The organism is Nakamurella sp. A5-74, from assembly GCF_040438885.1.
Taxonomy (GTDB): Bacteria; Actinomycetota; Actinomycetes; order Mycobacteriales; family Nakamurellaceae; genus Nakamurella.
Genome location: NZ_CP159218.1, coordinates 1,361,572 through 1,373,294, shown reverse-complemented (window position 1 = coordinate 1,373,294; position 11,723 = coordinate 1,361,572). Strand labels below are relative to the sequence as shown.

The window sequence follows — 11,723 nt, the reverse complement described above, 5'->3', positions numbered from 1 at the left end:
ACCTCCCGTGACAGCAGCGTGCAGCGCAGTTCTAGGGTCGGAGGATGACCGCCGACCCGGCAGGAAACCAGCTCGACGACACCCGCCAGATGCCGCCCGGCGGTACCGCCCGCGCGGTCCCCGCCGGTTCGCAGCAACCGGTGCTGGTGGTGATGGGGGTGTCCGGATCCGGCAAGTCCACGGTGGCCGCGCTGCTCGCTGGTCAGCTGGGCTGGGATCTCGGCGAGGGCGATGATCTGCACCCGGACGAGAACGTACAGAAGATGGCCGCCGGACATCCGCTGACGGACGAGGACCGCTGGCCGTGGCTCGAGACGGTCGCGTCCTGGATCGCGGAGCACACGATGGCGGGGGTGCCCGGCATCATCACCTGCTCGGCGCTGAAGCACTCCTATCGCAACGTGCTGCGCGGGAGTTCCTCCGCCGCCAACCGGGTCGTGTTCGTCTTCCTGCACGCGGGCCGGGACCGGCTGGCCCGTCGGATGGCCACCCGCACCGACCACTTCATGCCGGCGGCCCTGCTCGATTCGCAGCTCAGCTCGCTGCAGCTGCCGACGCCCGACGAGGACGTGCTGATCGTCGAGGCGGCCGGACCGCCCGGTGGACCCGACCGCCGGCCGGCCGAGCTGGCCGCCGAGGTGATCGGGCGGCTCGGTCTGCGCCCGGAAGCCGGCTCGTCCGCATTGGGCGCGCCCTCCCCCGGGACCTCCACCGCAGCAGCACACACAGCCTCCGCACCATCCGACGAGACCGGGGACCCCACATGAGCATCAGCACGGCAGCGCATTCAATCGGCGCGCAGCTCGCGACGCCCGTCGTCCTGCGCCAGGACGACCTGACGCCGGCCGAGAAAGCGGCGCAGCCGTGGACCGGTCAGGACACCCGGCTGATCCTGGTCGCGGTCGCCGCGATTGCGCTCATCGTGGTGCTGATCGCCTGGCTGAAGCTGCACCCGTTCCTGGCGCTGATCCTGGGATCCGCGTTCCTGTCCATCGCCGGGGGCGTCCCGGTGCTGGACGCGATCAAGAACTTCGAGGACGGGGTCGGCGGCACCCTCAAGGAGGTCGGCCTGCTGATCGCGCTCGGCGCGATGCTCGGCAAGCTGCTGGCCGATTCCGGCGGCGCCGACCGGGTGGTCGACACGATCCTGCGCGGGCGGTCGGCTGCGGCGATCCCGTGGCTGATGGCGCTGGTCGCAGCGATCATCGGCCTGCCGATGTTCTTCGAGATCGGGTTGGTGCTGCTGCTGCCCGTCATCGTGCTGGTGGCGGCGAAGTCGCGGTTGCCGCTGATGCGGGTCGGCATCCCCGCTCTGGCCGGGCTGTCCGTGCTGCACGGGCTGATCCCCCCGCACCCGGGTCCGCTGATCGCCATCGGCGCCCTGGGCGCACCGCTCGGCACGACCCTGGCCTTCGGTCTGCTGGCCGCGATCCCGACGGTGATCATCTGCGGCCCGGTGTTCAGCGTGCTCGCGGCGAAGTGGGTTCCCGTCGGTGCAGATTCCGCCCCGCTGTTCCGGGCGGACATGCAGCGGGCGTCCGACGGCCGCACCGGCAGCGTCACCGACGGCGCCGGGGTCGGCGACCCCGAAGCGAAACGTCCGCCGTCCTTCGCCGTCACGCTCGGCACGATCCTGTTCCCGATCGTGCTGATGCTGCTCAAGGCCCTGGCCGACATCATCTGGCGGTCGGAGGAGGCCAACCAGGTCCGGGTCGTCCTGGACTTCCTCGGCGAGCCGCTGGTCGCCATGGTGCTGGCGGTGCTGCTCGCCGTGATCACCTTCGGCCGCGCGGTCGGGTTCTCCGGGGGCAGCATTTCCGGCAAGTTGACGGCCAGCGTCGGCCCGATCGCCTCCGTCTTCCTCATCGTCGGCGCGGGCGGCGGATTCAAGCAGAGCCTCATCAACGCCGGCGTCGGCGACTCGGTTGCGAAGGCCGCCGTCGCGCTCGGCGTCTCGACCCTGCTGCTGGGCTTCCTGCTCGCCGTGGTCATCCGGGTCGCCACCGGGTCCGCAACGGTCGCGACGACCACTGCTGCCGGCATCATGGCCGGCCTGGCCACCGGGTTGACGCCGACCCAGGCCGCCTTGGTCGCCCTCGCGATCGGCGCCGGATCGCTGTTCCTCTCGCACGTCAACGATGCGGGCTTCTGGCTGGTCAAGGAGTCGTTCGGGCTGACCGTCGCGCAGACCTTCCGGACCTGGACGCTGATGGAGTGCCTGATCTCGGTGGTCGCCTTCGGGTCGGTGTCGATCATCTGGGCCTTCGTCTGAGTCCATCCGCCCGGGCCATCCGGCCGGGTCCGTCCGCCTGACGGCGCGCTTCCGGGTGCGTGCTGTCCAGCGTCGCCGGTCGCAGCTGCCCGGGTCACCGGATGCGGAAGTACTCCACCGACGGCAGCTGCTGCCGCTGCCCGCCCACGTGCACGATGTGGTCGTCGGCCACCTCGATCAGCTGGCTGCGGTACCAGCGCAACGCCCGGACCACCTGCGCGCGGTGCGCCCGGACATCCACCGCGACCACCTCACCGGCGGTGCCGTCTGACGGGTCTTCGACCGTGCCGTCCCGATGCTCCGGCGGCCCGGGCAGGCACTCCGCGAATCCGACCCCGGCCAGTGCGGCGGCCGCCCGCCCGGCCCGGTGCAGGCTCACGTGGTCCGGGTGGCCGTAGCCACCGCGCGCGTCGTAGCTCACCACCAGCTCCGGTCCGATCGCCCGGATCAACGCCAGCACGTCGGCGGTGATCTCGTCGGGGTCGGCCAGACTCAGCGCGGTGTCGGGGACGTCCGGTGCCGGCACCGCCCATCCGTCGGGGGCCCACTGCATCCCGGAATCGCTGTACCGACGCTCGCCGCCGTCGGGATCATTGCCGGCCCGCGCCGGCCGCGTGCCGAGCCAGAAGTGCTGCTGCACACCGAGCTCCGCCAGTGCCCCGGCCAGTTCACGCAGCCGCAGGACGACCAGTGCGTCGGCACCGGCGTTCTCCGGCGCCGCTCCCGGCGCGCTCTCCCCGCACTCGCCGCGGGTCGCGGTCAGCACGCTGACGGTCGTTCCGGCCGCCAGCAGTCGGGCAATGGTCCCGCCGGTGGCGATCGTCTCGTCGTCCGGATGCGCGTGCAGGAACAGCACGTGGCGGCCGACCAGACCGAAGGTCGGGTCAGGAGCCGGACCGCGGGTCGGGTCGGGCTGCGCCCCGTCACGAGCAACTGTCAGGGGGTGACGCGCGATGACGGACTGATAGACCTCGGCCGTCGCGGCGGCCACCCGGTCCCAGCCGAAACCATGGGCGTACTCCCGCGCGGACTCCCCGAGTGCGCGCAGCCGCGAGGGGTCCGACAGCAACCCGTCGATGTGCCCCGCCCAGTCGGCCGGCGCGAACCCGTCGACGAGTTCACCCGAGCGGCCCTCGGCCACTGCTTCGGCGAGGCCGTCGACCCGGGACGCGATCACCGGTGTCCCGCTCGCTGCCGCCTCCAGGGTGATCAGGCCGAACGTCTCCGACCGTGACGGCGCCAGTAACACCGCTGCGCCGGCCAACAGATCAGCAGCGGAGCGCCTGGACACGGCCGGCAGGAAGTGCACCAGATCCTCGAGTCCGAGCTCGATCACCCACGCCTGCAACCGATCCCGGAAGTCCTGGTGTCCCGGGCTGGTGTCCCCCGCCAGCACCAGCGGCGGTCGCCGCTCCGGTGCGATCGCGGCGAGAGCCCGGATTGCGATGTCGTGTCCCTTGAGCGGCTGGACCCGAGCGATCATGACGAGCTGGCCACCGCGTCGCAGCACGTCGATGGTGGCGGCCGGAATCGAGGGATCCGCGGCCAGTTCCGTCACCACTGCCCCTGAGCGCTGCGGCGAGAAGGCCCGCAGATCGACGCCGGGTGGTATCACCCGCACCCGCTCCGGTTCTGCTCCGTACGCGGATTCGATGGTCCTGCGTTCCGCGCGGGTGCCCGTGACGGTCACCGCGGAGGCCCGCACCAGATCGGCCTCCCACCGCAGCCTCTCCGGGCGCTCGGGAGCGTCACCGGGGGCGAGGGCGGCGTTCTTCATCGCGGCGACGGTGTGCAGGTTGAGCACGTGGGGCGCGTCGGCCGCGCGGGCGATCGCAAGACCGGCGACGCCGGAGAGCCAGTAGTGGGAGTGCACGACGTCGTAGCTCCGCCGCCGAGCGAGATCGCCTGCAGCACTGGCGAACTCACCGACCAGCGTGGCGAGTTCGGTCTTGGCGACCGGATCTGCGGGGCCGGCCGGGATCGCGATCAACCGGGCGCCGCCGGCGAGCTCGCGGATCTCCTGCTGTTCCGCTGCCACCCGACGGGTGAGGACGTCGACCTCCCAGCCCAGCGCGACCAGCGCCGCCGAGAGCTCCTGGAGGTGGACGTTCATCCCACCGGCATCACCCCGACCGGGCGGGTCCGCCGGGGAGGTGTGCATGGAGACCAACGCGACCCGACCACGACCCGACACCCCTGCAGTGTGTCACGCCGCTCCGGACACGTTGCCCGGCCGGTGCGGGACGGTTCCGCGCGCTGCAGAACAGTTCCCGTGGTCCGCTAGTCCCGGGCAGGTAGCGCACCGCGAGAACTGTTCTGCAGACGGACATTCCGGGCGAACGCGTTGTCCACACCCGCCCGGGTTGTCCACACCGGCCTTGAGCGCTGGTGCGCAGCAGCGCCGGTGGCGTCACCCTGGTCCGATGTCGAAGACCTTGCCGCAGGCGTCCGCACGTGCAGCACTGCTCGCAGCCGGCGTCACGGACGCCGAGATCCGGGCCGATCTGCATGCCGGCCGGCGCATCCGGATGGCGCGTGGTGTGTACCTCGACGCCGATCGCCTCGTCGACCTGGACCAGAACGCGCGCGAAGTCGTCCGCGTCCGCGCTGCCGCCCTGCAATCTCCTGGGCTGGTGCTCAGCCACCGCTCTGCCGCAGCCGCGCACGGGCTCCCGCTGTTGGCCACCGCAGCGCACGCTGTGCACTTCACCCGGCCGGGGTCGGGCGGCAGTCGCACAACGACCGCGAAGAAGGTCCACGTTTCCCGACTGCCCGATCACGACCGGATGACGATCGGCGGGCTGCAACTGACCACCGTCGCCAGGACCCTGTTCGACATGGGACGCACCGACAGCCTGCAGGCGACGGTGGTGGCTGCCGACGCCGCGCTGCAGCGCGGTCTCATCGACGGTCCCTCCATGCGGCGTGTGCTGGCTGAGCACCCCTCGACCGCCGGCCGACCGAGCGCGATCAGGGCCCTCAGGCTGGCGGACGGCAGATCCGAGAGTCCGGGAGAGACGTTGACCCGTCTGGCGCTTGCGCACCCCGAGATCCCGCATCTCGAGCTGCAGCCCGAGATCCACGACGAGCGCGGGACATTCGTCGGCAGGACCGACGGTGCGATCCCCGAGTGCGGGGTGCTGCTCGAGTTCGACGGCCGCAGCAAGTACACATCGCTGCTCCGTCCGGGACAGAGCGTCAGCGACGTCGTCCTCGCCGAGAAGGGCAGGGAGGAACGACTCTCCGAGCGCGGCTGGCTGGTGATCCGGGTCATCTGGGCTGATCTGGCGCGGCCGCAGGCCTTCGCCGATCGCGTCCTGCGAGCGTGTGGGAACCGGCGGCGACCGGTGGCCGCCTTCGGCCTCCGCGGCTCGATCCGCACGACGCCGCCGGTGCGGTTCTGAGGCCCGTTCCAGACCCCCGAACCCCCGCTGCAGAACAGTTCTCGTGGTTCGCCACGACCGGGAAGGTGGCGCACCACTGGAACTGATCTGCACAGCGCGTACCGAGGCCATGGCCACCCCGCGAGATGCCGGAAGGCCCCCGCCGACAGTGTCGACGGGGGCCTTCGGGTGGTTCAGGCGAAGCTCAGGTCACTTGAGGATCTTGGTGACCGAGCCGGCGCCGACGGTACGACCGCCCTCGCGGATCGCGAAGCGCAGGCCTTCCTCGATGGCGACGGGCTGGATCAGCTCGACGACCATCTCGGTGGTGTCTCCGGGCATCACCATCTCGGTGCCCTCCGGCAGCTTCACGACACCGGTGACGTCGGTGGTGCGGAAGAAGAACTGCGGCCGGTAGTTGTTGAAGAACGGCGTGTGACGGCCGCCTTCGTCCTTGCCGAGGATGTAGGCCTGGGCCTCGAACTCGGTGTGCGGGGTGATGGAACCCGGCTTGCAGACGACCTGGCCACGCTCGACCTCGTCGCGCTTGGTGCCACGCAGCAGCAGACCGGCGTTGTCGCCCGCCCGCGCCGAGTCGAGCAGCTTGCGGAACATCTCGATGCCGGTGACAGTGGTCTTGAAGGACTTCGGCTTGATGCCGACGACCTCGACCTCCTCGTTGACATTGAGGATGCCGCGCTCGATCTTGCCGGTGACGACGGTGCCACGACCGGTGATCGTGAAGACGTCCTCGATCGGCATCAGGAATGCCTTCTCGATGTCGCGCTCCGGCTCCGGGATCGACTCGTCGACCGCGTCCATCAGCTGTTCGATGGTCTTGGTCCACTCCGGGTCGCCCTCGAGGGCCTTCAGGCCTGAGGTGCGGATGACCGGGGCGTCCTCGTCGAAGTCCTGGCTGGCCAGCAGTTCGCGGACCTCGAGCTCGACGAGCTCCAGGATCTCCTCGTCGTCGACCATGTCGGCCTTGTTCAGGGCGACGAGGATGTACGGCACGCCGACCTGACGGGCGAGCAGCACGTGCTCCTTGGTCTGCGGCATCGGGCCGTCGGTGGCGGCGACCACGAGGATGGCACCGTCCATCTGGGCCGCGCCGGTGATCATGTTCTTGATGTAGTCAGCGTGACCGGGGGCGTCCACGTGCGCGTAGTGCCGCTTCGCGGTCGTGTACTCCTGGTGCGAGATGTTGATGGTGATACCGCGCTGACGCTCTTCGGGCGCCTTGTCGATCTCGTCGAACGCGGCCGCCTTGTTGACGTCCGGGAACTTCTCCGCGAGCACCTTCGAGATGGCTGCGGTCAGGGTGGTCTTGCCGTGGTCGACGTGACCGATGGTGCCGATGTTGACGTGCGGCTTGCTGCGATCGAACTTGGCCTTGCCCACTGCGGTCCTCCTCAGGACTGGGAACGCCCCGCGGTCTCAACCTCTACCGGGTGACGTCCTTGGGTGGATCTGGACCGGTCCTGGTGGACCGGACCCGATGGCCGCCGGAATGGTGTCCCGGCCGCCAAAGTCTGTGGATACTGCTGCCGAGCGAGGTGCGGTGCCCGGCAGTGAACTGCCGGGCACCGCGAACGTCACTCGCCCGTTGCCTTCGCCGAGCGTACTGCTCGGCTCCCGACGAGCTCCGCTGCTCGCTCGCCGGCGCTCACTACGATGCTCACTCGCCGGTCGCCTTCGCGATGATCTCCTTGGCCACGTTGGCCGGGACCTCCGCGTAGCTGTCGAACACCATGGAGTAGCTCGCGCGACCCTGGGTCTTGGACCGCAGGTCGCCCACGTAGCCGAACATCTCGCTCAACGGAACCAGTGCCTTGACGATGCGGGCGCCTGCCCGCTCGTCCATGGCCTGGATCTGCCCACGGCGGGAGTTCAGGTCGCCGATGACGTCGCCCATGTTGTCCTCGGGCGTGACGACCTCGACGGCCATCAGCGGCTCGAGGATGACGGGCTTGGCCTTGCGGGCCGCTTCCTTCATCGCGATGGAGCCGGCGATCTTGAACGCCATCTCGGAGGAGTCGACGTCGTGGTAGCCGCCGTCCATCAGGGTGAGCTTGACACCCAGCATGGGGAAGCCGGCCAGGATGCCGTACTGCAGGGCGTCCTGTGCACCGGCGTCGACCGACGGGATGTACTCCCGCGGGATGCGACCACCGGTGACCGCGTTGACGAACTCGTAGGTGGCGCCATCGGCCTCCTTCGGGTCCAACGGCTCGACCTTGATCTGGATCTTGGCGTACTGCCCGGATCCACCGGTCTGCTTCTTGTGCACGTAGTCCAGCCGCTCGACCGTGCCGCGGATCGTCTCGCGGTAGGCCACCTGCGGCTTGCCGATGTTGGCCTCGACGCGGAACTCGCGACGCATGCGGTCCACCAGGATGTCCAGGTGCAGCTCGCCCATGCCGGAGATGACCGTCTGGCCGGTCTCCTCGTCGTTCTGGACCTTGAACGTCGGGTCCTCCTCGGCGAGCTTCTGGATCGCGGTACCCAGCTTCTCCTGGTCGGCCTTGGTCTTCGGCTCGATGGCGACCGAGATGACCGGATCCGGGAACGACATCGACTCCAACACAATCGGGTTGTTGGGATCGCACAAGGTCTCGCCGGTGGTGGTCTGCTTGAGACCCATCACGGCGCAGATGTCGCCGGCCGAGACGCTGCCGATCTCTTCACGCTTGTTGGCGTGCATCTGGTAGATCTTGCCGATCCGCTCCTTGCGGTCCTTGACGGAGTTGAGCACCGAGGTGCCCGTCTCCAGGGTTCCGGAGTAGATGCGGACGAAGGTCAGCTTGCCCAGGTGCGGATCGGTGGCGATCTTGAACGCCAGGCCCGAGAACGGGGCGGAAGCCTCCGGCGCACGCTCGGCCGGGGTCTCCTCGTCCTGCAGGGTGCCGTGCACGTTGCCGACGTCCAGGGGCGACGGCAGGTAGTCCACGACCGCGTCCAGCATCGGCTGGACGCCCTTGTTCTTGAACGCCGAACCACAGACGACAGGGTTCACCTTGGACGCCAGCGTGCTGCGACGCAGTGCTGCCTTGAGGTCCGCCACCGAGAGCTCGTCACCCTCGAGGTAGCTCATCATGGCCTCGTCGTCGTTCTCGCTGATGACCTCGACGAGCTTCGTGCGGTACTCGTCCGCCTGCTCCTGGAGGTCCGCGGGGATCTCCTCGATCGTGTAGTCCTCACCGATCGCGGTCTCGCCGCGCCAGGTGAAGGCCTTCATCGTCATCAGGTCGACCACACCGATGAAGTCGCCCTCGGCACCGATCGGCAGCTGCAGCACGGCCGGGGTTGCGCCGAGACGCTCCACCATCATGTCGACGCAGCGGAAGAAGTTGGCTCCGGTGCGGTCGAGCTTGTTGACGAAGCACATCCGCGGGACGTGGTACTTCTCGGCCTGCCGCCAGACCTGCTCGGTCTGCGGCTCGACACCGGCGACACCGTCGTACACCGCGACCGCGCCGTCGAGGACGCGGAGGCTGCGCTCCACCTCGACGGTGAAGTCGACGTGACCCGGGGTGTCGATGATGTTGATCGTGTGCCCCTTCCACTGCGTCTTCGTCGCAGCGGAGGTGATGGTGATACCGCGCTCCTGCTCCTGCTCCATCCAGTCCATCGTCGCGGCGCCGTCGTGCACCTCGCCGATCTTGTAGGTGATGCCGGTGTAGAAGAGGATGCGCTCGGTGGTGGTCGTCTTGCCGGCATCGATGTGCGCCATGATGCCGATGTTGCGCGTCTTGTCGAGGGCCTTGTCAGCCACTGCGATTTCCTCGATTTCTCATGTGTGTTCGGGTGGCGCTCCGGATCCGGAGCGCCACCCGGGCGATTACCAGCGGTAGTGCGCGAAGGCCTTGTTGGAGTCGGCCATCTTGTGCGTGTCCTCGCGACGCTTCACCGAAGCGCCGAGGCCGTTGCTGGCGTCGAGCAGTTCGTTCATCAGGCGCTCGGTCATCGTCTTCTCGCGACGAGCCTTCGAGTACCCGATCAGCCAGCGCAGCGCCAGGGTGGTCTGCCGAGGTCCCTTGACCTCGATCGGCACCTGGTAGGTGGCGCCACCGACGCGGCGGGACTTCACCTCGAGCGCGGGCTTGACGTTGTCCAGAGCGCGCTTGAGCGTGACGACCGGATCGGTACCGGTCTTCTCGCGGCAGCCCTCGAGAGCGCCGTACACGATGGACTGCGCAATGCTGCGCTTGCCGTCGAGCAGAACCTTGTTCACCAGCTGGGTGACCAGCGGGGAGTTGTAGACCGGATCGGCGACGAGCGGCCGCTTCGGTGCAGGACCCTTACGGGGCATGTCAGCTCTTCTCCTTCTTCGCGCCGTACCGGCTACGAGCCTGCTTGCGGCCCTTGACACCCTGGGTGTCGAGGGATCCGCGGATGATCTTGTAACGGACGCCGGGGAGGTCCTTCACCCGACCGCCACGCACGAGCACGATCGAGTGCTCCTGGAGGTTGTGGCCCTCACCGGGGATGTAGGCGGTGACTTCGATCTGGCTGGTCAGCTTGACGCGTGCGACCTTGCGCAGAGCCGAGTTCGGCTTCTTCGGGGTGGTCGTGTACACGCGGGTGCAGACGCCACGGCGCTGGGGCGAACCCTTGAGCGCCGGGGTCTTGGTCTTGGTGACCTTGTCGGTGCGGCCCTTGCGGACCAACTGCTGAATCGTGGGCATGTGCCGGCTTCTTCTTCCTCGTCTTCCGGGCGGATGTGCTTTCCGGTGGTGCGGTACTGGGGCGTGCGGGGTGCTGCTCGCGCCGCCGCACAGAAACCTGCGCACGCGACAATGACCCAGCGTGTGCAGGTCGCGTCGGAAGGTACTCGACCCTCCCCCTACGGGGCGAATCGGCGAACCTTCCTGATGACGAACTACGAGCTGGACGGCCCTGGTGGAGCTGGACCGCCGATCCGATCCCCGCACCCCGGACGACGAGCAATACTCGTTCCGGCGGCAGATCGGATCACAGCGCTGGGTACTCGCGTTCCAGCATACGCCCCCGATGCCGATGGGCAGTTCTCCCCTGATGGGCCATCCACCGCGCGCGGATCGTGTGAACAACTTACGTTCTGTGCAGCCAGTCGGTGATTCACCTACAGGAAGGCTCCGCACCATGACCGAGACCCTCGCTCCGACCTCCCGTTCCCGATCTCGCCGCCGGGTGGCCGGACTGCTCGGCGCCCTCGCTGCCGGCCTGTTGATGCCGGTGATCACCGCTGCTCCCGCCCAGGCGGCCACCGCTCGCAACGGGGTCTGCGAGTCGGGTGAGTTCTGCTACTACTACAACTCCGACAACGCAGGTTCGGTGTCCGACTTCAGCAGCTCCGTCCCGGACCTCGGCGCGACCCAGCCCTCCTGCTACGACTTCAAGTCGAGCGGCGCCGGTCAGGGCGTCTGCGTCAAGAACCATGCCGCCTCGGTGCGCAACCGCACCGGCGGGAAGGTGACCGTCTACTTCAACAGTGGCTACGGCGGCCAGAGTCAGACGATCGCATCCGGCGCCGACGCCAACCTGGTGACCGGACTCAAGAACGAGAACGCCTCGCACCTGTTCGCGGCCGACGACGGCACCTGGACGCAGGCGTTCATCGTCCGTGAGGAGAACCGGTCCGGCTTCTCCGCGGGGAGCGTGACGGCCTACCAGGCGGCAAACATCAAGTTCATCATCGCCGTCGGCAAGGGCTACGGGATCAGCGCAAAGGGCATCCAGACCGCGATCGCCACCACCATCGTGGAGTCGTGGGCCTACAACCGCTACGTCATCACCGATGCCGACTCCGGTGGCCTGTTCCAGCAGCGCCCGGCCAGCGGCTGGGGAACCTACTCGCAGGTGCGCAACAAGTTCCTGGCGACCAAGGCCTTCTACGGCGTGGCCAGCCACACCAGCAACCCTGGCCTGAAGGACTTCGACTACAACAGCTACTCCATCGGCGCCGCCGCGCAGAAGGTGCAGCGCTCTGCCTACCCCGATCGCTACCAGGCCCAGGCCTCCACGGCGATCTCGCTCTACAACCAGTACCAGGCGTCGGTGCAGCCCTACACGGGCTGATCCACCTC

9 protein-coding genes are annotated in these 11,723 nt (G+C 68.6%); 4 read left to right on the top strand and 5 right to left on the bottom strand.

The window, feature by feature from the left end; translation table 11 throughout:
• Positions 1-89: 89 nt before the first annotated feature.
• Both ABLG96_RS06245 and ABLG96_RS06240 read left to right on the top strand, forming a co-directional pair.
• A complete protein-coding gene (locus ABLG96_RS06245; RefSeq protein ID WP_353651399.1) occupies positions 90-767 on the top strand; it encodes a gluconokinase in 678 nt (225 codons plus the stop codon).
• The gene (locus ABLG96_RS06240; protein ID WP_353650519.1) at positions 764-2,272 is read left to right on the top strand and encodes a gluconate:H+ symporter; all 1,509 of its coding nucleotides are present in this window, start codon (positions 764-766) and stop codon (positions 2,270-2,272) included. The genes ABLG96_RS06245 and ABLG96_RS06240 overlap by 4 nt, the downstream gene beginning before the upstream one ends.
• Before the next feature lie 94 nt (positions 2,273-2,366).
• Here the strand turns inward: ABLG96_RS06240 and ABLG96_RS06235 are convergent, their stop codons facing one another.
• Positions 2,367-4,433 (bottom strand): glycosyltransferase, encoded by a 2,067-nt coding sequence (locus tag ABLG96_RS06235; RefSeq protein WP_353650518.1) that lies wholly within the window; start codon positions 4,431-4,433, stop codon positions 2,367-2,369.
• A gap of 262 nt (positions 4,434-4,695) precedes the next feature.
• On the opposite strand from ABLG96_RS06235, the gene ABLG96_RS06230 reads away from it, so the two are divergent.
• On the top strand, positions 4,696-5,676 hold the full coding sequence (locus tag ABLG96_RS06230; RefSeq protein WP_353650517.1) for a hypothetical protein: 981 nt from the start codon (positions 4,696-4,698) through the stop codon (positions 5,674-5,676).
• A 189-nt stretch (positions 5,677-5,865) separates the two neighbouring features.
• Here ABLG96_RS06230 and tuf read toward each other — a convergent pair whose 3' ends face one another.
• From tuf to rpsL, 4 genes are all read right to left on the bottom strand, one after another.
• Complete coding sequence (gene tuf / locus ABLG96_RS06225; protein WP_353650516.1) at positions 5,866-7,056, bottom strand: elongation factor Tu; 1,191 nt, start codon at positions 7,054-7,056, stop codon at positions 5,866-5,868.
• A gap of 277 nt (positions 7,057-7,333) precedes the next feature.
• Positions 7,334-9,436 carry an elongation factor G gene (gene fusA / locus ABLG96_RS06220; RefSeq protein WP_353651398.1) on the bottom strand — a complete coding sequence of 701 codons (2,103 nt, stop codon included), beginning with the start codon at positions 9,434-9,436 and terminating at the stop codon, positions 7,334-7,336.
• A 60-nt stretch (positions 9,437-9,496) separates the two neighbouring features.
• A complete protein-coding gene (gene rpsG, locus ABLG96_RS06215; protein WP_353650515.1) occupies positions 9,497-9,967 on the bottom strand; it encodes a 30S ribosomal protein S7 in 471 nt (156 codons plus the stop codon).
• 1 nt (position 9,968) lies between these two features.
• On the bottom strand, positions 9,969-10,343 hold the full coding sequence (rpsL, locus tag ABLG96_RS06210; RefSeq protein WP_353650514.1) for a 30S ribosomal protein S12: 375 nt from the start codon (positions 10,341-10,343) through the stop codon (positions 9,969-9,971).
• Between the two features lie 436 nt (positions 10,344-10,779).
• Between rpsL and ABLG96_RS06205 the strand changes: the two genes are divergently transcribed.
• Positions 10,780-11,715: a peptidase inhibitor family I36 protein gene (locus tag ABLG96_RS06205; RefSeq protein WP_353650513.1), complete on the top strand. Its 936-nt coding sequence runs from the start codon at positions 10,780-10,782 to the stop codon at positions 11,713-11,715.
• Positions 11,716-11,723 lie beyond the last annotated feature (8 nt).

What these genes read in the sequence shown, in the direction of transcription:
- ABLG96_RS06245 (WP_353651399.1), top strand. Translation starts at nt 90, where the DNA reads ATGCCGCCCGGCGGTACCGCCCGCGCGGTCCCCGCCGGTTCGCAGCAA.
- ABLG96_RS06240 (WP_353650519.1), top strand. Translation starts at nt 764, where the DNA reads ATGAGCATCAGCACGGCAGCGCATTCAATCGGCGCGCAGCTCGCGACG.
- ABLG96_RS06235 (WP_353650518.1), bottom strand. Translation starts at nt 4,433, where the DNA reads ATGCACACCTCCCCGGCGGACCCGCCCGGTCGGGGTGATGCCGGTGGG.
- ABLG96_RS06230 (WP_353650517.1), top strand. Translation starts at nt 4,696, where the DNA reads ATGTCGAAGACCTTGCCGCAGGCGTCCGCACGTGCAGCACTGCTCGCA.
- rpsG (WP_353650515.1), bottom strand. Translation starts at nt 9,967, where the DNA reads ATGCCCCGTAAGGGTCCTGCACCGAAGCGGCCGCTCGTCGCCGATCCG.
- rpsL (WP_353650514.1), bottom strand. Translation starts at nt 10,343, where the DNA reads ATGCCCACGATTCAGCAGTTGGTCCGCAAGGGCCGCACCGACAAGGTC.
- ABLG96_RS06205 (WP_353650513.1), top strand. Translation starts at nt 10,780, where the DNA reads ATGACCGAGACCCTCGCTCCGACCTCCCGTTCCCGATCTCGCCGCCGG.